The 22,158-nt window shown below is 49.0% G+C and carries 16 protein-coding genes; 14 read left to right on the top strand and 2 right to left on the bottom strand.

Annotated features, from left to right (window positions below; all coding sequences use genetic code 11):
• Positions 1-18: 18 nt before the first annotated feature.
• Complete coding sequence (locus tag Q1Q15_RS02130) at positions 19-4,158, top strand: hypothetical protein (protein WP_300455998.1); 4,140 nt, start codon at positions 19-21, stop codon at positions 4,156-4,158.
• A gap of 20 nt (positions 4,159-4,178) precedes the next feature.
• Here the strand turns inward: Q1Q15_RS02130 and Q1Q15_RS02125 are convergent, their stop codons facing one another.
• Positions 4,179-4,976, bottom strand: a complete 798-nt coding sequence (locus tag Q1Q15_RS02125) for a sugar phosphate isomerase/epimerase (protein WP_300455995.1) — start codon at positions 4,974-4,976, stop codon at positions 4,179-4,181.
• Positions 4,977-5,241: 265 nt separating this feature from the next.
• On the opposite strand from Q1Q15_RS02125, the gene Q1Q15_RS02120 reads away from it, so the two are divergent.
• Both Q1Q15_RS02120 and Q1Q15_RS02115 read left to right on the top strand, forming a co-directional pair.
• Positions 5,242-6,057, top strand: a complete 816-nt coding sequence (locus Q1Q15_RS02120; protein WP_300455992.1) for a ZIP family metal transporter — start codon at positions 5,242-5,244, stop codon at positions 6,055-6,057.
• A gap of 46 nt (positions 6,058-6,103) precedes the next feature.
• Positions 6,104-7,729 (top strand): thiamine pyrophosphate-binding protein, encoded by a 1,626-nt coding sequence (locus Q1Q15_RS02115; RefSeq protein ID WP_300455989.1) that lies wholly within the window; start codon positions 6,104-6,106, stop codon positions 7,727-7,729.
• Positions 7,730-7,785: 56 nt separating this feature from the next.
• Here the strand turns inward: Q1Q15_RS02115 and Q1Q15_RS02110 are convergent, their stop codons facing one another.
• Positions 7,786-8,016 carry a hypothetical protein gene (locus Q1Q15_RS02110; protein WP_300455986.1) on the bottom strand — a complete coding sequence of 77 codons (231 nt, stop codon included), beginning with the start codon at positions 8,014-8,016 and terminating at the stop codon, positions 7,786-7,788.
• Between the two features lie 49 nt (positions 8,017-8,065).
• Here Q1Q15_RS02110 and Q1Q15_RS02105 point away from each other — a divergent pair, with 49 nt between their 5' ends.
• The 11 genes from Q1Q15_RS02105 to Q1Q15_RS02055 all read left to right on the top strand — a co-directional run bounded on the left by Q1Q15_RS02105 (position 8,066) and on the right by Q1Q15_RS02055 (position 22,155).
• Positions 8,066-8,398 carry a hypothetical protein gene (locus Q1Q15_RS02105; RefSeq protein WP_300455984.1) on the top strand — a complete coding sequence of 111 codons (333 nt, stop codon included), beginning with the start codon at positions 8,066-8,068 and terminating at the stop codon, positions 8,396-8,398.
• Between the two features lie 91 nt (positions 8,399-8,489).
• Positions 8,490-10,982, top strand: a complete 2,493-nt coding sequence (locus Q1Q15_RS02100; RefSeq protein WP_300455981.1) for a CHAT domain-containing protein — start codon at positions 8,490-8,492, stop codon at positions 10,980-10,982.
• Positions 10,979-12,757: a PASTA domain-containing protein gene (locus tag Q1Q15_RS02095; RefSeq protein ID WP_300455978.1), complete on the top strand. Its 1,779-nt coding sequence runs from the start codon at positions 10,979-10,981 to the stop codon at positions 12,755-12,757. The genes Q1Q15_RS02100 and Q1Q15_RS02095 overlap by 4 nt, the downstream gene beginning before the upstream one ends.
• Before the next feature lie 61 nt (positions 12,758-12,818).
• Positions 12,819-13,931, top strand: a complete 1,113-nt coding sequence (locus Q1Q15_RS02090; protein WP_300455975.1) for a hypothetical protein — start codon at positions 12,819-12,821, stop codon at positions 13,929-13,931.
• Positions 13,932-14,012: 81 nt separating this feature from the next.
• Positions 14,013-15,752: a peptidoglycan-binding protein gene (locus tag Q1Q15_RS02085; protein WP_300455972.1), complete on the top strand. Its 1,740-nt coding sequence runs from the start codon at positions 14,013-14,015 to the stop codon at positions 15,750-15,752.
• A 95-nt stretch (positions 15,753-15,847) separates the two neighbouring features.
• The gene (locus Q1Q15_RS02080) at positions 15,848-16,954 is read left to right on the top strand and encodes an endonuclease/exonuclease/phosphatase family protein (RefSeq protein ID WP_300455969.1); all 1,107 of its coding nucleotides are present in this window, start codon (positions 15,848-15,850) and stop codon (positions 16,952-16,954) included.
• A 43-nt stretch (positions 16,955-16,997) separates the two neighbouring features.
• A complete protein-coding gene (locus Q1Q15_RS02075; protein WP_300455966.1) occupies positions 16,998-17,942 on the top strand; it encodes a M6 family metalloprotease domain-containing protein in 945 nt (314 codons plus the stop codon).
• 41 nt (positions 17,943-17,983) lie between these two features.
• On the top strand, positions 17,984-18,898 hold the full coding sequence (locus tag Q1Q15_RS02070; protein ID WP_300455963.1) for a hypothetical protein: 915 nt from the start codon (positions 17,984-17,986) through the stop codon (positions 18,896-18,898).
• Between the two features lie 499 nt (positions 18,899-19,397).
• Positions 19,398-19,904 (top strand): hypothetical protein, encoded by a 507-nt coding sequence (locus Q1Q15_RS02065; RefSeq protein ID WP_300455960.1) that lies wholly within the window; start codon positions 19,398-19,400, stop codon positions 19,902-19,904.
• Positions 19,905-19,944: 40 nt separating this feature from the next.
• Complete coding sequence (locus Q1Q15_RS02060) at positions 19,945-21,609, top strand: phage tail sheath subtilisin-like domain-containing protein (RefSeq protein WP_300455958.1); 1,665 nt, start codon at positions 19,945-19,947, stop codon at positions 21,607-21,609.
• Positions 21,610-21,657: 48 nt separating this feature from the next.
• Positions 21,658-22,155, top strand: a complete 498-nt coding sequence (locus tag Q1Q15_RS02055) for a hypothetical protein (RefSeq protein WP_300455955.1) — start codon at positions 21,658-21,660, stop codon at positions 22,153-22,155.
• The last annotated feature ends 3 nt before the right edge of the window (positions 22,156-22,158 follow it).

Here is a 22,158-nt window from a genome sequence, read left to right as displayed (position 1 = left end):
GTTAACGGGAGACATCCTATGAAAACAATACTTCGTTTTTTTTGTACCCCATGCACATGGATATGGGTCCTTATTTTTATTTTTACCATTATACCGCCCTGTTCTGCAAAAAAGGCACCCTATGTTCCAGCCCTGCTTCAACCGTGGGTTGACTGGGTGATGCATGGTAAAGAAGAGCAATTGACCTGTATTCCGCGATATAACAATTCCCACATATATCAATGTGCCTGGCCGTCTGAGCTGGCGGTTATATTGAATGATCATGGCGGATATTTCAGCCAGTCCTGGCTGGTAAACTATGACACCTGGGTGACGCTGCCGGGCAACAGCCGGCAGTGGCCCCGGCAGGTTCAAGTGGATGGAAAACCCCGGATACTTGTTCAGAAGGGCACAGCACCGGCCGTTCAACTGTATCCCGGACGTCATCAGATAACCGGTCATTTTACCTGGTCCACCCTGCCTGAAAACCTGCAGGTGCCAGCCGAATCCGCCCTTGTGTCCCTGACCGTCAATAATGCCCCCATCGCGTTTCCAAATCTCGATGCATCCGGTCGGTTGTGGGTAAAGCAGTTACAGACAAAGAAAAAGGTGGAAAACCGCTTGAAAATAGAGAGCTTCAGGCTGGTAGAAGATTTAATACCCGCCCGGGTGTTACTCTATTTCACGCTGGATGTGGCTGGTTCAGCCCGGGAAATTACGTTGGGTCCCCTATACCCCCCGGAAGACTTCACCCCGTTGTCACTGAGCAGCGCTTTGCCCGCCAGGGTCGAGCAGGACGGCAGAATGCGCCTGCAGGTGAAGCCCGGCCGATATGCGATCCGCCTGAATCTGCGGCATAAAGGACCGTTAAACGACCTCTCGTTTCATCCACCGGATACGGGTGTCTGGCCCCGGCAGGAGATATGGTCATTTCAAGCACAGCCAGACCTGAGGCTTGTTGAAATTACCGGGGGCGCACCAATTGATCCGCTCCAGACCTCAATGCCCGCCGACTGGCACCCCTATCCCGCCTACCGACTGGGACCCGGAGATACCCTGACAGTTAAGGAAATCAAACGGGGGGACCCATTGCCGGCACCGGACCAGCTGACATTAAACCGAAGTCTCTGGCTGCGGTTTGATGGGTCCGGGTATACGATCCAGGATACCATCAACGGCCAGAAAAATACCAATTGGCGATTGGAAATCGATCCTTCGATCACCCTTGGCAGGGTTGCTGTGGATGGAACCGAACAATTTATCACCACACGCAAAGGATCGGATAAGGCCGGGATTGAACTCCGGAATGGCGAATTAAACCTGACAGCCGACAGTGTTTATCATGGAAACATTACCAGCCTTCCCGCCACCGGATGGGACCATGATTTTCAACAGGTCAAAGGGCGCCTGCTCCTGCCACCGGGCTGGAAACTCTTAAATGCCACCGGCATTGACAATATTCCCCGCACCTGGATCAAACAATGGACCCTGCTGGATTTTTTCATGGTGCTGATGTTTACAATTGTCATGGCCAACCTCTTCACAAAGCGCCTATCCGGAGTTGCATTTTTAACCCTGATATTGATCTACCATGAACCGGGTGCCCCCCGCTACATCTGGCTGGTGCTGGTGATCGGTTTCGCTTTGCTCAAATACCTGCCCGATGGCACATTTAAAAAAGCCGTCAAGGTCTTCCAGGGCATGGCCATTTTATCCTTTGTCGTCATTGTGATCCCCTACACCATCCATGCGCTCAGGATCGGTATGTATCCCCAACTGGCCAAACCCGGGACGTCCATGGCCGGATATGACCTGCGTCAGCCATCCGCCCCATCCATGTCCCGGCAAATGGACAGGATTCAGGAAATGCCCCTGGCACAGATGGAATCCACGTCTGGTGTCACGCTTGGCAAGTCCCTTGTCAAAAGAAAAAAGGGGGAGTTATCGTCTCCCGACTCAAGGGATGCCGGTTCTTATGCCAGGCCCCAGATCCTTGAGCATGATCCAAAAGCCCTTACCCAGACAGGACCGGGCATCCCCCAATGGGTTCCTTTTGAAACCATTCATTTCAGCTGGTCCGGACCGGTGACCCGGGATCAGGAGATCTCCTTTACCCTTATCGGGCCTAAAACAAACCTGGTTCTGGCGGTTATGCGGGTATTTTTTATTCTTTTCCTGGCCCTGGGCATGCTGGGGGGCCGATACCGGCCCGGGAACGGATTTCGCTTCCCCGGTATGAAAGCAATAAAAATACTGCCGTTTCTCATCGTTTTCCTGTGGAGTCCCCCCCTGGCCCATAGCACTGAAATTCCCTCTCCCCAACTGCTGGATGCCTTACAGGCACGATTGCTGGAAACAGAGGACTGCTATCCTGCCTGTGCCGATATGTCACATATTGACATAACAATTGACCCGGATCAGCTCTCAATGGATGCCCATATCGACGCACAATTGTCTGTGGCCATCCCGATTCCAAGTCATGTGAAACACTGGCTGCCCCAACACGTGATGATTGACGGCATGTCCGCCCAGGGCCTGTTGCGAACGAACAACGGGTTATGGCTGTTGGTGCCGGCAGGCAAACATGTGGTGCACCTGAGCGGGGCGATTCGAAAACAAAACCTGCTGCAGGTTCCGTTCCCCTTGAAGCCCCATCGAGCCACCATCACGGCTGCAGGTTGGTCCGTAGAAGGCCTCCATCCAAACGGTATCGTTGACGACCAATTGCAGTTCAAACGGATGGTGGAACAGGATGACAAACAACCGGAAATTCTGGAAACCGGCATTCTCCCGCCATTTGTATCCATTGAACGAACGATTCTGTTGGGACTTGTATGGAAAATTCAAACACGCATTCAACGCCTGAGCCCCACTGGGGCCGGGATCGTACTGGACATCCCCCTTATCCCCGGAGAATCAGTGACAACACAAGACATCCGGGTGATGGAGGGGGTTGCCAAAGTCCATCTCCGGGCCGATCAGACCCACCTTCACTGGGACTCTTTTCTGGAACCGGCGGACCAACTCTTACTGGAACATAAAGAGACAAGTGCCTGGACAGAAATCTGGAAAATCGCTGCCAGTCCTATCTTCCATCTGGCGTATGAGGGCATTCCCGTGATCCTGCATAAAACCGGAACCCGCTGGTATCCCACATGGCATCCGTGGCCGGGAGAATCAATCCTTCTGAAAATTTCCCGGCCTGCCGGAATTGAGGGGCAGACCCTGACCATTGAAAAAAGCCAGCTTGACTTGCACCCGGGCCAGCGAACAACAGCGGCAAGGATGGTCCTTTCCATTAAAAGCAGCCAGGGTGGACAACATACCCTTACCCTCCCTGCCACGGCCCGGTTACAGGAGGTCAAAATCAACGGGAAAATTGTACCGGTGCGTCAGGAGGGTCGGCATGTGCAGCTTCCCATCACACCGGGTCAACAGACCCTTGAGTTGAAATGGCTTGAATCCACCGGCATCACCCCGCGATACCAGAGTTCCAGCATTGATCTGGGTGCCCCCAGTGTCAATGCCGGTGTTGACATTTATCTTCCGCCCAACCGCTGGCCATTGTTCGTTGGGGGGGATCAACTGGTGGGTCCCGCAGTTCTTTTCTGGTCCGTTATCATCATCCTTGTGATTGGGGCGTGGGGGTTATCTAAAACCGGTTGGACCCCGCTCAAGTTTTATCACTGGTTTTTACTGGGCATCGGTATGTCCATGAGTCACCTGGCAGCAGGCCTTATGGTTGCCGCCTGGCTCATCGCCCTGGATCTTAGAAGCAAAGCCGTCAACCGGAAAGGACGCGATTTTAATGTCATACAAATCGGCATTGTCCTCCTGACCCTTTCGGCCCTGGCATCACTGGTTTTTGCCATTTCCAAGGGATTGCTGGGCCATCCGGACATGAACATCATCGGCAACGGATCCAACAGTGGTCTCTTACGGTGGTATCAGGATGTGAGTGCGCCGGCACTTCCCCGGGCCTGGGTATTTTCAATTCCCCTGCTGATTTACAGGATCGCCATGCTGGCCTGGGCCCTTTGGTTATCCTTCTGGCTTGTGGGCGTTTTAAAATGGGGATGGCGGCAATTCACAACGCCAACCATCTGGTATAAATTGCCACCCAGGATCAAAAAGAAGAAAAAAGGGGAAAAAGCCGCTGAAACAGAGTCGAGTCACTGAGAAAGGAATCGGTTTAAACCTTAATCCGGAGTAAGCAATCCAGCGATTTTATCCCGGCTTTCAAGCAAATCACCCGAATTTTGGGAAAAAATCTCAAAGGTGATGGTATCGTCATAGCCGGCATGTTTGAGCAGGGTTACCACTTTTTTGAAATTGATATTGCCTTGTCCAACCCGGACATGGTCATCCTTTTTTCCGGCGTTATCACTGACATGGATATGGCCGATCCTGTCCGGAAACCGCTGGATAAATTCATACAGTCTTGTTTTACCCGGGTCATCAATATTGGCATGGCCGGTATCAAGGGTCATTTTCAGGTCAGAGAATTCTCTGAAAACCGGTACAAAATGGCTGGGATCAAAAAACCAGTGGTATGCGGGGAACATGTTCTCAAAACAAAGTTCCACGCCCAGATGACGGGCTTCGGTTATGATGGCACAAAGGCTTTCCTGGGCATGGCCCGTGGCTGTTTCCATTACAAAAGGCCCTAATCCACTGATGAAACTGGGGTGCAGAACCGCTTTTTCAGCACCGATCCTTGCGGCTGTGGTAAGGGAATGGATCATTTCCCTTAAAGAGGCCTTGCGAATCCCCGGGGACAGATCCGCCGTATACACAAATGTGGGCAAATGACACACCACCCCCATTGAATAGTGCTCCAGGGCCTGGACAAGCTCAGTCTCCATCTCCAGGATACGGGTATAATGGGCACAGGGCGGGTCCAGTGTTAACTCAAGATAATCAAATCCCAAAGTTGAAATCTTCTCCAGTTCTTCCAGTACCGGTTTGATCGGAAAATTCATTGCGCCATATTTCATCTGTTTTATGCCCCTTGATTCTTACGGTTTTGATGCCGGATCCAATAAACTTGTAGGAAATTTCACACACCAAGTCAAGATAAGGCGATGAAACGTAAAAGAATATGGCATAAGCGGCCCTCTTCTTTTATCGCCTTTTTTCGAAATATTTTCTTTACTTTGAATTTAATCCATATGATAATCCAGTTGAAAATAGAGCCCTTTTTAAAGCTTCCGGGAGATATCTGATGCAGTCAAATTTGTTCACACGATTAGAGAGGTAAAAATGATCGATTTCATACAACAATTCAATCCCGTCACCCAGGCCTTCCTTGCAACACTCTTTACCTGGGGCTTAACAGCTGCTGGTGCAGCAATGGTTTTTTTAACAAGAGACGTAAATCAAAAATTGCTGGATTCAATGCTTGGCTTTGCTGCCGGTGTAATGATTGCCGCAAGCTTCTGGTCTCTGCTTGCACCCGGTATCGAGATGGCGGAGCAATTGGGCCATATCCCATGGTTAGCAGCGGCCATTGGATTTATGGGGGGGGGGATTTTTATGCGACTGACGGACAAATTCCTGCCCCACCTTCACCCCGGCTTAAGTATCGATAAAAGTGAAGGCATAAAGACCTCGTGGCAACGAAGCACCCTTCTGGTACTGGCCATAACCCTTCACAATATCCCTGAAGGACTTGCTGTGGGGGTTGCTTTTGGCGCTGTTGCGGCGAACCTGCCGTCTGCCACAATTGGCGGCGCCATTGCGTTGGCCATCGGCATTGGCATTCAAAACTTCCCGGAAGGGACAGCCGTATCAGTGCCCTTGAGAAGAGAGGGGATGAGTAAAGGAAAAAGTTTTTTCATGGGGCAGGCGTCCGGCATTGTTGAACCCATTGCCGGTGTTTTAGGCGCACTATTTGTCCTGAAAATGCAAACGATTCTACCCTATGCCCTGTGTTTTGCTGCCGGGGCCATGATTTTTGTGGTGGTGGAGGAACTCATCCCGGAATCGCAAAGAAATTATAAGACCATCGACCTGGTAACCATGACAACCATGATCGGCTTTTCAGTAATGATGATTCTTGATGTGGCGTTGGGATGAAGGGTCTAACCCTACCTGTGTAAATGGACCAATATAGGAGACACCCATGGCAACCGTGGCCCAGGTAATGGCAGGCACCTTAAAGGAACTCGGCGTTCACTATATTTTCGGAGTGCCCAGCGGAAACTGGGTGGATTATATGGCTGCAATTCAGGCGGTTGACGGCCTGGAATTTATCCTGGTCAGCAATGAAGGCAGCGGCGGGTTTATGGCAGATGTCTGCTGGCGGCTGACCGGTAAGGTGGCCGCCTGTTTCGGGACAATGGGCCCCGGCGCCTGCAACCAGACCATTGGGGTTTGCGGCGGATATCTGGATCGGTCTCCCATGATCGCCTTTTCTGATGAGGTAAACCCCAAGCTGCAGCATAGAATTTCACAGATGAATATTGATCATCAAACCCTTTTTAAACCCATAACGAAATGGACCGCACGCCTCAAGGCCTGCAACGTAAGAGAGACCCTTTATAACGCCCTGCAAATCGCGACATCAGAAGTTCCGGGGCCGGTCTACATTGGTCTGCCCTGCGGTATTGGCCTTGATGAAGCCGCCGACGAATCCGTAACCGTTCCGGATCGGGAAGAGATTTCAACGGCTGATACAGATGCGCTGGCGAAAATGGCATCCCTTTTCATGGGGGCGAAAAAACCTGTCATTGCGTTGGGTATCACCGCAATGCGGGCCAATGTTCAAGAAATGGTGATTAACATTCTTGAAAAATTCAAAGTGCCGGCAGTATTGACGCCCATGGCCAAGGGAATGGTGCCGGAAGATCACCCCTGTTATACCGGCGTATTGAGCCATGCCCTGGGCAACCAGGTCGGCATCACCCATCAGCAGGCGGATCTTGTGGTCGGCATTGGTTTTGATCCGGTGGAATTGAACTATGAAGACTGGATGCCCCATGTTCCGCTGGTGCATATCGATACGGTCCCTGCCGATCTGAATACGAAAAACCACACACTGGGTTGCGACGTGGTGGGTCAATTACGCCCTTCTCTGGAATGTTTATTGTCCCTGGATTGCACGGAAAAAGAATGGGATATGGAAAAGCTGGCTGCCCGTAAAACGGCAATGTTTGCTCAACTGGCAGCGCCGAAGGGCACCTTCGGTCCCAGAAGGGTGCTGGAGGCGTTGAGAATAATATTGCCAAAGGACGGTATTATGACCTGTGATGTGGGGGCGCATTCCCACCTAATCGGGCAGCAGTGGCAGACCGATTCACCCGAATGTCAGTTAATGAGCAACGGATGTTCCGCCATGGGCTTTGCTATTCCCGCTGCCATTGCGGCGAAACTTTGCTGTCCCGAACAAAAGGTGTGCTGTGTTGTCGGTGATGGGGGCTTGTACATGATGGCAGGCGAAATGGTAACGGCCATGCGGTTAAATGTCAATATCGTGGTGGTGGTTATGATGGATGCACACCTGTCTCTTATCCGGATCAAACAGCAAAGGAAAAACTATGTCCCATATGGGACCTCGCTACCCACGCCCTCCCCTGATACCGATGTCTCACCCCATACCCTGTTTGGCGTACCCGTGTTTATGGTAAAGGATGCCAGCCAGTATGACCATGCCCTGAAGGAGGCTTTTATCGCTAATGGCCCGGTAATTATTGAAGCCTTTGTCCATGCAGAAGAGTATGAAAACCTTGTATTAAAAGGAAATAAATAACTAGAGGGATCAAAGGTCTTACGACGTTTCTCCAGGACCCCGTTTGCATTGACGATTTAAAAATTACGAAATTTCTCATCTCCGCTATGATGGATGTCCTGAAGGCCAATATCTGATTGATTTGATGAAAAAATTTTTATATAGTATAAAAAATCATTTTCCCCTTTTTCGCTATCGCCACCTCCTATTCTGTAATCGACGGTGCGGAGCTGCGGCCATTTGCTTTCTTGAGCCTTCCTTTTCCTGTGTGCTTCACCCTTTCTGATTTCATTTATTTTCCCAACCATCAACGGTTCCAACCCCGTTAAAACGTATTAAAAAATATGGAGGGCGGTTATGAATAACAAACAAAATGAAAAAATCTTGATATCCGGTTCCCTGGAAGAAAAGCCGGAAGGCGAATACCGTGAAAGAGGTTTGGGAGGGACCATAAAAAAAAGTGTTGTTAATGCCGTGGGGGTTCAAGAGCTCAAGAAAAACGTGACAACGTTTTTTTCTCAGCTCAATGAAATTCTGGTTACCAGTGGCGACAGGGTGGGATCATTCAGGGTTGAGCAGGTTGAAATATCTGCCCAGATAACCGGTGAAGGGAAAGTGTGCCTTTTGGGCAGCGGAACAAAGGTAGGGGTAGGAGGCGGCCTGAAGTTTGTTCTAAAACGGTCAGATTGATGTCAACGATATCTGACAAAAAATGACCCTGTGACGATTAATTCGCTGTTCAATCGTATTTATGAAAAACAAGGAATAACCGCCGGGAAAAATGAAATACCTTGACTTTGACATCTCCATTGATGACCGGACCCCCAGGGGATATCCCCTGAGGGCGGATTCAGCCGTATTTGGCCAGGCCAGAAGCTTTCTGCAGACAGGTCCTGATTCACCTGAGATACAGAGGGAGTTAACCCTTCTTGAAACGCGGGATACGGACAGAGACGATCTGATCCGTTTTGGAACATACCTGTACAAACTGCTGTTTGCGGGGGATATTGAAACGATTTTCCAGCAAAGTTACGGCAACATCCATGGAGAAAAAGATGCCGGCCTGAGGATTCGACTGAGGATCCAGCCGCCCGAGATGTCGGTTTTGCCGTGGGAACTGATCTTCCTGACGGCTGCCGACTGTTTTATGGGTGCCTCCAGGCGCACCTCACTTGTCCGGTACATTGAAACCAACCGGCCGATTCCCGTCCTGGAAACTAAATTTCCCATCCGGATACTCGTGGCGATCCCGGACAGTGTCGCACCCTACCCTGACCTGGATTCAAAAATTGAGCAGGAACATCTTGAATCCGCATTAAAGGGATTGGGACGAAACGTAACCCTGACTTTTCTTGATGGCATCGTGTCATTGGGCAGAATCAGTGATGCACTGATGGATCATCCTTACCATTGTTTCCATTTTATCGGGCATGGTGAATTTGAAGATGAACAAGGGATGATAGTGCTCAATACGGAAAATGGGGAGATTGACGTTGTCGGTGATGACAGGTTTTCGGATATTTTCTTGAACCACCCGTCAATGAAGCTTGTTGTCCTGAACTCGTGCAAGGGAGCTGAAACATCCAGTATCGACCCTTTCTCAGGAATGGCCCCCCGGCTTGTGAACCGGGGCATACCGGCAGTCATCGCCATGAGATACCCCATCATTGACCAGGCTGCAGTACTTTTTGCCCGGGAATTTTATCGTAAGCTGTTCAAAGGATGGGATACCGGAAGGGTGGATGTTGCCATTGCCCATGCCAGGAATTGTCTGGCCGGCGAATTTTCAAGTCAAAGGGAAATCTGCACCCCTGTTCTTTTCCTGCGGGCTAAAAATGGTGTTCTGTTTCACCGTGTGACTGGCAATGACATACTGGATATCCCCTTTTCGAGCCAGGCCCTGGACAGATCAGAAGCCATCGTCCAGACGTACAGGGACAATCTGAAAATCAAGCGCTCCCTTGAAGATGAAGCAGGACTCAGCCGGCAGGTAAGGCTGATGAGATTGCGAAAATATGCACAGATAGCAACGGCCGCTTCAGTTATTTTTATGTTTTTTTTATCCTGGGTTAATGTGTTTGATTTGATCAACCTGGACACTGCCATTGAAACCTATACGCTCTATTTTGCTGACGATTTCAGGAACAAAACATTCAATAAAAACATTGCTGTTGTCACCATTGAAGACGAGTCCTTTGGCCCAGGCTGGCGCAAGGAAAACCTTCCGGCGCTTCTCGAGATACTTTCCCATGCCGGGGCCAGTGTCGTTGTCTTTGACATGGTTTTTGAAACCCCCACAGATGCTGACAACGCTTTTGTCGAGGCCATACGCAAAACAAGGCGGGCCGGCACAGAGGTTGTTGTGGGCATCCGGGATCTTGACGCAGATGGCCCAAAACTGATTAAACCTGTCATGGAAGCGGTGACCGGGTTCGGGATTACCTGCATTGGCCGCAGGCTGGGGAGATCAAGAACAGCACCTCTGGCGGTTGTAAGGAAAGCGTCTCCAGGAGAGAACAGGGAGGCTGAAACATCATCGGGCACGTTCTATTCCCTGTCACTTGTGGCCTATACGTCTTTTAAAGGACTGAAGATCCTTGATCCGGATCTGGAGCGTATGCAGATCAGCCTCCTGTCTGGAAACAACCGAACGGAAACAATAGACTTTGCTGAATTAACCAGGGTAAAGAGTAAACAGGCATGCCGTATCATCGGGGCAGGCAGCAGTGTTGCAGATATCCTTCTGGATCCGTATCCCATTGACATATTGAGAGAAAAGAAACGGCAGTTTTCCTACCATGACCTGATAGAACGAACGCTTCCCCAGGCCGACCAGCACTTCAAAGGCAAAATGGTACTTGTCGGCGCACTGGGGAAGGATACATTCAGTGAAAACAGAGGATTCAAGGATGAAAACCGTTTCGGCATCGAATTTCATGCCGAAGCCCTGAACACCCTTGTCAATGGTGTGGCCATTCGTTCGGTTGGCGTGACCGGACAGATGATTTTCATGATTCTTCTTGGGATTTGCGGCGCATTTCTTCGATCCCGGATGATACAGACATCCGTTTGGGCCAGAATGGCAGCCGCCGCGTTGGTTCATGCGGCTTATTTTTTCTGTGCGATTTTTTTCTATGCCCGGTATTGTCTGCTCTTGAACACGCTCTACCATCTGAGTGCTTTCTGGCTGTCTTACGGGGCAACCGCTTTACTCGAAAAAAAAATAATGCCAGACGTCACAAAACCGATTTATCAGAAAGGTGAAAAGACATGAAACAGATCTGTGCCCATAAACGAATCATTTTTTTATTGATGCTTTTCAGCGTGCTTCAAGCCGGCTGTGCCCCCGGAAGAATCGAGCAGCTAGTGATAAATGGGATTCCGGCAACCCAGGGGGAAATCCACGAGGTCCAGATTTTAAGTGGAGACGAGAGAACGCCTGCAAGACAGAGAATGGCGCTTAAACCAGGGGATGAAATCATCACCGACAGCAACGCCATGGCCATTATCTGGCTTCAGGGAGGAAGCCGTGTATTTGTGGGGTCTGATACCCATATACGATTGGTAAACCCCTATCATATCATTGATCTTTTATCCGGTTTGGGAGACAGCATCAGCCGACTGTTCATCGAATCAAAAGGCGCCCTGCAGATAAACACAGAATATGTCTCTGCAGAGACGGAAGGAACCCGTTTCGCAGTTACCCTTGAGCCGGGGGATACTGCCACGATTACCGTACTGGACGGAACGGTAAGGGTGGCATCTAAAACCTCAAGTTTTCAGACCGTAAGGGTCTCAAGGTTCCGGAAGGTAAGCATACGAGCAGGGCAATCACCGGTATCAGACACTGTCAGCCGGGATGAAGCAAATGATATCATTCAGTGGGTCAACCGCATGGAAACATCATCACAACGCTCGGATACCCTGCTGCTGATGCCCGATGTAACAGGTCTGGTTGTGGACAAAGCTGAGCGGGTTATCCGTGAAACCGGATTGTCTGTCAGGAAAATGACCGGACGGATTACAGGAAAGCACCCTGTGGGGACAATTGTACGGCAGACACCCGCTCCAGGAAACCGTTTGAGAACAAAATCCGGCGTCATTCTTTTCTTTGAGGCTGAAGCGGCAACCGTTCCCTCCCTGGTCGGTCTGCGGCTGGAAAGAAGTGTGACCCTACTGAGGAAATATAACCTGGTTCAGGGAAGCGTAAGCCACAGGGTCACTGGCAAATGGCCCCCCCATACCATCATCGAACAGCAACCCGCTGCCCATAGTGTTGTTCCGGCACAAACACCAATCAATATCGTTCTAGAGGCGGAATCTGTTGTTGTTCCCCAGCTTGTAAACAGCCATATCGATTCTGCCCATAACCGTATCACATCGGCAAGGCTTGTTATGGGGGTCATAAAACAGGACCTTACCGACAGGTATAAACCCGGAATGGTAAGATATCAAAGCGTTCCGGCAGGCTCCCGGGTTCGCACCGGAACCGTTATTAATTTGACAATAACAGCAGCGGGTGTGCGCGTGCCTTCCATTAGAAACCAGCCTTTTCCCAACGCTGTGGATATCCTGAGAGGTGCGGGACTGGTTCCGGGTAGAGTGACCCATTCGGAATCTTCACGCCACCGGGCTGATACGGTCTTATCCCAGAGTCCCCAACCCGGCTCACTGGTCAGAAAGGGAACCCCGGTTCATCTGGTTATTTCCGTGATACCGCCAGTTCAAGCGTCTCCACCCCCTGGGAGAATCGTGCCGCACCCCACTGTCATCAAACCCACTGTCATCAAACCCACTGTCATCAGGCCCACTGTCACCTCCCCCCCGACCGGCCTAACCATTGTGCCGGGGAAAGCCATACGGTGCACCGTGCCCAATGTGATGAACATGAATGAAAAAAACGCCCTGGCAGCCTTGAGAAAAATGGGATTAAAGGGGAACATCACACGGAGAATGTCAGGAAATTTTGTGTCAAAGCAATCCCCGGGTGCGGGCAAAAAAATCCGTTGCGGCAGTGTGGTAGAACTCAGCATTGGAACGATTTATTGATATCAATGGACTGAAGCAAACACCTTATGGGAAAAAACAGATTAGAAAAAGGAACGGTATCATGATCAAAAAGACAACAAAATATGGGAGAACGCTTATTTTTGCGGTGATCTTCCTCATCTCCACGTTACTGGCCTATGCCTATGATCAGGATCTTGCTGATACCCTTACAAATAATGTTAAGGACCTGGAAAAAATTATCCAAACCCTGGATATTCCAAAAATAAGCCCAGAGACGCCGGCATCGGTTCAAAACACTATTTTCAGGATCAAGGGGGATCAGAATATACTGTTGAAAAAAGCCTCGGAACTGTCCGGTATTGTAAAGCAACTTCAGGATGACACATCCATAAAGAAAAATACCCCCCTGATTTACCAGACCCTGGGGTCCATTATCCATGTCGGAGACCATATTACTTTTCTGGACAACAGACCTGATATGAGCAGGTTCAAACGGAAAACAGGTCAGATCCAGTCCTCGGTAAACGCATTATCTGCAAGTGGAAAAAAGTCCTTCCGGAGCTCAACAAAATTAGTCTTTGCATTAGTCGGATGCTTTATATTAATCCTATTTTTAATCGGCCTGGCCCTTTATTCCCGGAACCGTGTCTTGGCCGAAACCACGGACAAAAATCAATTTGCCCAATTTGCAATGAAACAAAGCTTTGGACTGCCAGTGGGAACCATAAGGGGAACAATGGCGTTGATGATCTGCCTTCTGTTTATTTTTTCCCTTTTCCTGGGCCCTGAAATGATGAAAGATGTTCCTGAAATTGTGAAAATTATTGTTTCCCTTGTTTTTGGGTTTTATTTTGCCAAAAGCAGTGACCAGGGTCAGGACATCAGGGATGTCACATTTGAAAAAAACAAGCAGCACGACTTGAAACAGCAACAGGCCCGGGAAACCGCCATCACGGAAAGCCGATTATGGGATGACGTCCTGGTGGATGGAATCCTGGGAGATGAAATTAAAAAAGCCCTGCCCACCAGCCTGACCTTTGAAAAATTCAAAAAAGCCATTAAACACTGTCAGGAAGACACGGATGGCAGAGCCGCCCTAGGGTCAATCCAGGCCATCATGGACGTTGGCGAAACCCTTATGGGGGTCCTTCCCCGTGACAAAACGGCAAAAATGACAACGGCTTTGGGCAACGGACTTTTTACCACTTTTTGAACCCAATTCCCTGATGGGTGATAGGGGCTTACCCTGAAAAAATCTGTTCATTAAAGCGGTTTAATCTGACAAGGAGAAATCATGGCCATCACCTGGACAGCCAGCAGAAACCATATCCAGGGCTCCCGGTGGGATGTCTGGAACGATCATTTTAAAGATATGCTTACCTGGGAGGACTTCCGGGACAATGCCGCCAAGCACAATCCCCACCTGAACAAATCCACGGGATGGTGTTTTCTACCGGAGGCCACCTATGTGTTCCCGGAACCATCATCCCCTGTTGCCGAAGAACCGGGACAGAACAAAGATGCCCTGGATATTCAGCAACTGATCGACAATGACACCGTGGAAGCGGTTTTAAAATCAGGATCAGGTGCAACAGCCTCCGTGCAGGCCCTTCAGAACATCCTCAAGGATCTTGGGTTCGGCACGGTGATGAGATGGGATGCCTTTGGTGCGGATGGGAATTATGGCCAGTCCACGGCAAGGGCGGTGAGATCCTTTGCCGTAAAAAATGGTTTCACAGCAAATGGTGAAAAAGTGACCCGGGCCATTGCAGAACAGATACTGATCCGGCTGACGTTTCTGGATGATCTTAGAAATATTTACAATGCCCTTAAAAATGGGACCCTCGAAGCGTTTTACTGCTATGGCTCTCCCCATTCCCTGGCCGTTATCTCCCTGCAGACACTCTTGAATGAACTTGGCTACGGCCAAGCGCTCAACTGGGAAAAATACGGGGCAGATGGGGATTATGGAAAAAGTACGGCCCATGCAGTTGACACCTTTGCCTCAGACCAGGGGGTTCCCGGCGATGGATTGCGCCTGACCCGGCCTATTGCAGAAAAACTCATTGATCGGCTCCAGGGGTTTTATGGGGATGACTGGGCTCAGGATATGGAATTGCCCGAAAAAAAAATCAATGATATCACCATAACAGAGACACGGGTGAACGGGAAAAGAAAAATTATAATTTCCGATGGATTGTCCAATACCGTCCGGTTCAGCAAATTCAGAAAAGGGGTGTATTATTATGGCCGGCAGATAACAAAAGAATTTATCACTGGCAACACGGCTGAATTAAACCGTGCCGGGGTTACAAATTCAGCCATCAATGTCATGCTGGCCGTATCAGAAAACGAAGGCAATCTTGACGGCATCAACACCTGGGACAATTCTTTCATGACCTTTGGTATTTTTCAATGGACCCTGGGGGCAGGAAAGGGTCCAGGAGAGCTTGCAGCCCTGTTAAAAAAAATAAAAGATCATCATCCGGCATTGTTTGAAACCTACTATGGGCGACACGGCCTTGATATCACCGAAACTGATGCCACCACCGGATATATGTCCCTTAACGGGACAAAACTTTCCACCCCGGACCTGAAGGAAAAGCTGCGCACCCATGAATGGGCCTTTTATTTCTGGCTGTCCGGCCAGGACAAGCAGATACAAACCATGGAAATTGGACATGCCCTTTCACGTCTGGATACCTTCTACACGGCTAAAGCACACCGCGTAAATGGATATTATATTTCAGATCTGATCACATCGGAATACGGTGTTGGGCTGATACTAGACAACCATGTCAACCGCCCGGGCTATATAAAAAAATGTCTGGCAACCGCATTGGAAAGAACCGGTTTGCCAGATCCCGAAACCTGGGGAGATAATGAGGAAAAAGAATTGATCCGACACTATCTTCAAATCCGGGAGACCTATGGGAAATCTCCCATGACCCATGCCTCCAGACGGGCGGAAGTGACGGCGGCATATCTTGAAAATGGGTTCATTTCCGATGCACGGGGGTCCTTCAGGATATAACCCATGCCGGTCCCCTTGACTTGTCTTTTTTCTGGGCATTTGCCAGAAAATAACCGAAAAAATAAACACATTTAAACAACAGATGGAGAAGCCCCATGCCCTGGTATAATGATCTAAGACCCGAAAAAGACCATGACAGAAAAGAATATTCCCTGGTATTCCCCGGGCTGTCCGACAATGACAGACGAGCAATCCTTCCCAACCTGCTCCATTTGCGAGCGGCGCTGGCTGAGCGAATACCGGTTAAAAAAAATGATCACAATCTTTTGCTTGCGTCCTGGAATATAAAAGAGTTCGGACATTTGGACAAACGGCTTCCGGAATCGTATATGTACATTGCCGAAATCATCAGTAAATTTGATTTAATCGCCATCCAGGAGATCAAAAGTACGCTGAAAGATCTATTGATTGTCATGAAACTGCTGGATAATAATTTCGGCTATGTGATCACGGATGTTACCGAAGGAAATGACGGCAACAGTGAACGATTCGGTTATATTTATGACAAAAGGAAAGTCATACCGTCCGGACTGTCCGGGGAAATCACGCTGTGGGATGAGATCACACAAGACTCCCCCATCCGGCAATTGAAACGGTCCCCCGCCATCACCGGGTTTAAGGCTGGATGGAAATCCTTTATCATCATCAATATACACCTTCATCCCGGAAACAATGCCGATGACAAGTCCTTAAGAAAGGAGGAGGTCAGACTTCTTATCAAGGCCATAGAAGAAAAAATCAAAAGGGGCCATCTCTGGAACGAGAATATCATCCTCCTGGGGGATACCAACCTTTACCGGAACAATGAGGATATCATTCAATTGTTCCATGACAGCAAATTCAAGGAATCAGAAGGGTTGGAAGGAAAAGTCACCAATGTGAGCAACAATGAAATCTACGACAGAATTTTCCTGCGAACCAATGATTTCTTTCAGCTCATTCATAAAAACGGAAAAGAAAACGGGGATGTGTTTAATGTCTATGACCATGTCTTTACCGAAGCATCCAGAAGAGACTATCACGATGTCATGATCCATCAAAAGGATGATGCAAGTAATTTAACATCTGATACGGCATTTCGAACCTATTATCACAGGTATTGGAAACGGAATCAGGTGTCCGATCATAACCCGGTGTGGATCGAAATTCTTATTGACTCGTCTGACTTGTTTCTGAGTCAAAATCTTTCAGCGATGGGGTGAAACAAGGGCATCAATAGATTAAAAGGTAAGGAGCCTGACCATATTGATCAATTTCAAGGATGTCACCACCCAAATCAGTAAAGCAGATGTGGATGTGCTGCTCAATGGTGACAATTTCAATGCCTATGGCAATTCCTGCTCGGTGAAGGAATACTATAGCATCATATCCAGCAACCGGCTTGAATATACCAATACGGTGGCGGGACCGGTGACCCTGCGAAAAAACAGAACACATTATATCAACCATCCCTGCATGAAAGAAGCCCTGGATCTTGCCGTTAGAGAGTTCGGGGTGGATCTGGCCCAATTTGACTGCAAAAACAGAGGTGTGGTGGATGCCATCAATTTCCTCTACGCAGGAGAGACCCTTTACGAGGAATGGCTCTGGCCCCATAATTATTCCATGGACTATGAGCACAACGGTATGAGAACGGATCTGTATACCATCCAGAGCCTGGGCAGAAAACCCGTGGACATGAAAATCGGGACATTCTGCCATGAGGCAGGACATCTGATCTGTCGTTTCCCAGATCTTTACGATTACGGCAGCAGGGATGGAGATTCCGATGTCAGCGCCGACATGGGATACTTCTGCCTCATGGCCAGCGGCAGTCATTTGAACCATGGACGTAATCCTTCCCCGGTATCCGGTTATCTGCGACATCTTGCCGGGTGGGCCGACAACGAAATCATCCTGAATAACCCGGGCAGGTACCAGGCAAAACACGGGGATTACAATACTGTCCATAAATACTTTGTCACCAATAAACCCAATGAATATTTCATCATTGAAAACCGGTCCCGCCTGGGTCTTGACACGTATTGCAGATCAAGCGGTCTATCTGTCTACCATTGTGACACCCTGGGATCAAATGAATGGCAGGGCGGAACTGCCGACAGGCACTACCAGTGTGCTCTGATCCAGGCTGACGGGGCCCGCAGCCTGGAAAACAACCGCAACCGTTATATCACTCTGTGCAACCTTTAATCCTACTGGATGTCCTGGGCAGGAAAAAAAGGATCTTCAACATGCAAATAGACATTATAGGAACCGAATCACTGGGTGTCCGTGGATTATGCTGCGTTGTTACCACCGCTGAAAAAAAAATTCTCATTGATCCGGGTATTGCCCTTGGGTTCATTCGCAACGGCCAGGCACCCCATCCGGCTCAGGTGGCAGTGGGCGAAGCCATCCGGGAAAGGATAATACAGACATGGGCACTTGCCACGGATATTGTTTTCAGTCATTTTCACGGCGACCATGTTCCCCTGGCAGATGCAAACCCCTATCAACTGGATGTCGGCAGGGTGCTGAACCTGAATCCCGGGGTAAGGATATGGGCCAAATCATCTGAATATCTTTCTGCCAAAGAAAATAAAAGATCGGCGGCGCTTAAAAAAAGACTTGATGCCCAATGGCAGGATGGTGGATCAGGCGGCCATCAACTGCATTTTTCCGATCCCGTACCCCATGGCGAACGAACAGATCGAAACGAAAAGGTCATGATGACCAGAATCGAAGATGACACCGTGTTTGTGCACGCCTCGGACATTCAGCTTCTGGACGACGATACAGTGGATCTTGTTCTTGAGTGGCAGCCGGATATTCTGCTGGCCGACGGGCCGCCGCTCTACCTTGAACAACTGACCTCAAGGCAACGTGACCGGGCCTGGCAAAATGCAGTGCGGTTAGCCAGATCGGTGGACATGCTGATTCTCGACCATCACCTGATGAGAAACCGTGAAGGGTTACAGTGGCTGAACAGGCTTTTCGCCGTATCCGGTCGCAGGGTATTGTGCGCGGCGGATTTCATGGGTCTGCCGCGCCGCCTCCTTGAGGCTGAGAGAAAAACCCTTTATGCCCAAATGCCGGTCCCTTTGCGATGGCACCAGGATTATGCAAAGAAAAAGGCCACTACCACCGATTTTCAATTTTTCGTTTAAAAGGAAAAAACAAACCGAATAAGGAATACAGGACGTGGTGTAACACCAAGTGTTCTCACAATAGGTGAACTTCATAAAGGATCTTGCAGAATTCAGGCGATTTGGATTTATCGCCGCCATAAACCGGATGAGGCATACCGATTGAACATATGGCAGACCATTGGTAACTCTGCTGTGCAGGGTTTATTTGAATCCGGGACCCCCAAGACAACGGCCCAAAATCATTCAACAATTAAATTTTACTTGACAGGTCCTTAGCACAAAGATATTTTATATTACGCCATTAAAAAAAAATAAAGCAACTAAAAACAGGAAAAATTAGTCCATTTAATCCAGATGAGGGGATAGGCTTCATGAATGGGTTGCATGAAAATAATTGCTTTACTGCCATTAAAAAACACAAATCACTATGTCAGACATATCATTTTATTCTAATTTCTGATTCTATCAGAAAAAAAGATTCTCTGTCTCCACACGCCCATAATGGCGGGTGCCTCCTATGAGTTTTTCTGATGCAGTTTCTGAAATGCTGGGTCACCTTGATACGGTTGTGGGATCGCTTCCTTCACCTGCCGGCGCCCCCAATAAATTACCTGATGACGTTGTTGTCCTGCGGACCATCGAAAAGGAAAAAAATGGTATCGGCGGGGTAACCCAGGAAGATCCGAAAGCCAACAAAATAATAGTACACGGCCAATTTTTCGCAGGTATTGATGCATATCTCTGGTCCATAGAAACTCAAAATGTGGTGGATAGATCTCGCGCTTTCATGACGGAAGTCTTTAACATGGGGGGTGCCACTACGGTAAATGGAATTTTCAGGCATCTGGCCCTGAATGGATCTCGGGGGCCGGATTATTTTGATAATGGAAAATTATGGAGAATGGCTATCGGGATTAATGTCACGTTTGCGTACCGGTTTGAAGAAGTCCCCGGTACCGGCGTTATTCATCAGGTTCCCGTTAGCCTGGAAGGCGAATTAAAAGAAGCGTTTATCGTTAGTTAATTAAAATCTATTCGATTAATCGTAAATCACAGGGAGAGTGATGATGGCAGAATCAATTACTGAAATGATTATTCCGGGCACGTACATTGATGTCCGAGCAGAAGGGTTAATAGGGGTTAGTGGTATCGCTACAGGTAATGTTGGGATTGTGGGTACCGCGAATAAAGGGGCTGTTGATTCTGTTGCCGTGCTGTCGAGTTTTGCGGAAGCCCGTGAAATTTTTGGCGAATACGATGCATGGGTAGATGGCAGCAGTAACGAGTTGACACTGGTGAGAGCGCTGCAGCAAGCGTTTGCCAATGGGGGGTCCACCGTATATGCCGTCCGGACCGCAAAAAACAGTGCCTCCGCTGCCTCCAGAGCGCTGGCAGATGGTACCGGCGATGTCGTTGTGTTAACCGCGCGAACGAAAGGAACATGGGGACATAATATTTATGTTCGGGTTAAAGCGGCTTCCCAAAATGGGTATGTTGAAAACCGTAGTCAGAACATTACATCAGACCCGCTACAGCCACTGCATGCAAATATTGCTGAATCGCCGCGGAATGCGGTTAAGTTAACCAGGGCAGATACAGGGCAGACGTTCAGGCTCAAACTATCCACCACAGGGTCTGCAGCAAAAGGAAAAGTACATGTAGGCCTTGTAACAGGTGTCATGACATTTCATGCAGACGATTTACCCGTTGACGGAGATTCAATCTCTGCTTCTTACGAAGTGTTACAGACAGCATGCCGTGATATTGAAATGAGTTACCTTAATGTTAAAGAGACCTTTACCATTGTAGATGCCACCGACCTGAAGCGGGATATTGATAAGGCTTCAATTCTTGTGACTGCCACCATTGTCACCGGTGCGGATCCTCGATTGCCCGATGTAATGACCGATGCACTTGCATTGGAGGGGGGTGCAAACGGAGAGACAGCCGGCACGTCACAATATACCCTGTCCCTGGAACAACTGGATACCGAGCCTGTGAATCTGGTTGTGTTAGCGGGGCTTGGTTTCAGCGATGCCGCTGCTGCCCTGGCAGCTCATGCGGAAAAAGCCGAAAACGCGGGCCGGGAAAGGTTAACATTTGTTGGTGCAGATGAAGACTCAGCGTCAGCGGTTGCGGCAAACGCAGATGAGATGGCAGATGATAGAGTGGTGTTAACCGCACCCGGCATTAAAGCGGTTGATTTAATCGGTGGTGGACAAGTCAATCTTCCACCCGCTTATACTGCAGCAGCGGTGGCAGGACTGGTTGCATCCCTTGCCGTTCAAGCCAGCCCCACGAATAAAACCTTAAAAATCCCCGGCATCACTACGGACTATAACGACGGAAAAATTAAAAATCTCTTGAATAATCGGGTGTTGGTGATTGAAAAAAAAGCAGGGTATCGGGTTGTGAAAGGGATTACCACGGATACGGGTGCGTTTAAACAGGTCTCTATTCGTCGTATTGTTGATTATGCAAAGGAAGGGGTGCGTCGCGCCACACTGCCGTATATCGGCAAACTGAATAATGCTCGCGTTCGTGGTGCCATGTATGGCACACTGAATGGTTTCTTGTCGCAAATGGTACTCGATGAGCAGCTCACAGATTTTCAATTGGAAGTCACGGCTACCCGGGAACAGGAAATTGCGGGAGTTGCATTGGTAACACTCTACTTGAAACCCACATTCAGTATCGATTATGTCAAAGTGATTATGAATTTGTCATAATTTTTTCACGCTTTTGATATGAGGTTTAAATAACAAGGAGAGGTTTAAATGGCCAATACTAATGTTTTTAGAGGTTCAGATGGTTCCATATCCGTTTCTGTTGATAGTGGCGCAGAAGGAGACAGTGCACAGTCTGTAATTGATGCATACGCATTAACACCGGTGGGACGGGTGACGGGTGTGCAGGTGACAGTGGAATCTGATTTAAAACCGTTTCATGAGTTGGGACAGCGGTATGCAACCGAGTTGCGACCAGGGAATGTCAATGTTCATGGAAGTATCGATCGAGCGTTCATCAACGGCGCCCTGCTGAAAATGTTTCTTGGAGACGCGGCATCAAGTCGCCCGGCCGGCACCTTTATCAGCCCGACATTTAATTTGAATCTGCGGCTGGAAAACCCGGCCAAGGAGGGGACATCATCTGCCGTTACCCTATACGGTGTAAAACTGGAAAACTGGTCATTTGATATTCCGGAAGATGATTTTGTCATGGAAAAGGTCGGCTTTCAGGCACTGTGGGTTGGTATAGAAGACGCAGAGGCTTAAGCA

It is taken from the genome of Desulfobacula sp., from assembly GCF_030145145.1.
Taxonomy (GTDB): Bacteria; Desulfobacterota; Desulfobacteria; order Desulfobacterales; family Desulfobacteraceae; genus Desulfobacula.
The sequence above is the reverse complement of the archived record's forward strand: the minus strand, read 5'-3'. Positions and strand labels throughout refer to the sequence as shown.

Bases quoted from the DNA above. Each gene is read 5' to 3' on its own strand.
- Q1Q15_RS02055 (WP_300455955.1), top strand. From the start codon at position 21,658: ATGGCCAATACTAATGTTTTTAGAGGTTCAGATGGTTCCATATCCGTT.
- Q1Q15_RS02085 (WP_300455972.1), top strand. From the start codon at position 14,013: ATGGCCATCACCTGGACAGCCAGCAGAAACCATATCCAGGGCTCCCGG.
- Q1Q15_RS02120 (WP_300455992.1), top strand. From the start codon at position 5,242: ATGATCGATTTCATACAACAATTCAATCCCGTCACCCAGGCCTTCCTT.
- Q1Q15_RS02070 (WP_300455963.1), top strand. From the start codon at position 17,984: ATGCAAATAGACATTATAGGAACCGAATCACTGGGTGTCCGTGGATTA.
- Q1Q15_RS02060 (WP_300455958.1), top strand. From the start codon at position 19,945: ATGATGGCAGAATCAATTACTGAAATGATTATTCCGGGCACGTACATT.
- Q1Q15_RS02080 (WP_300455969.1), top strand. From the start codon at position 15,848: ATGCCCTGGTATAATGATCTAAGACCCGAAAAAGACCATGACAGAAAA.
- Q1Q15_RS02100 (WP_300455981.1), top strand. From the start codon at position 8,490: ATGAAATACCTTGACTTTGACATCTCCATTGATGACCGGACCCCCAGG.
- Q1Q15_RS02115 (WP_300455989.1), top strand. From the start codon at position 6,104: ATGGCAACCGTGGCCCAGGTAATGGCAGGCACCTTAAAGGAACTCGGC.
- Q1Q15_RS02105 (WP_300455984.1), top strand. From the start codon at position 8,066: ATGAATAACAAACAAAATGAAAAAATCTTGATATCCGGTTCCCTGGAA.
- Q1Q15_RS02110 (WP_300455986.1), bottom strand. From the start codon at position 8,016: ATGGTTGGGAAAATAAATGAAATCAGAAAGGGTGAAGCACACAGGAAA.
- Q1Q15_RS02090 (WP_300455975.1), top strand. From the start codon at position 12,819: ATGATCAAAAAGACAACAAAATATGGGAGAACGCTTATTTTTGCGGTG.
- Q1Q15_RS02130 (WP_300455998.1), top strand. From the start codon at position 19: ATGAAAACAATACTTCGTTTTTTTTGTACCCCATGCACATGGATATGG.
- Q1Q15_RS02065 (WP_300455960.1), top strand. From the start codon at position 19,398: ATGAGTTTTTCTGATGCAGTTTCTGAAATGCTGGGTCACCTTGATACG.
- Q1Q15_RS02095 (WP_300455978.1), top strand. From the start codon at position 10,979: ATGAAACAGATCTGTGCCCATAAACGAATCATTTTTTTATTGATGCTT.
- Q1Q15_RS02125 (WP_300455995.1), bottom strand. From the start codon at position 4,976: ATGAAATATGGCGCAATGAATTTTCCGATCAAACCGGTACTGGAAGAA.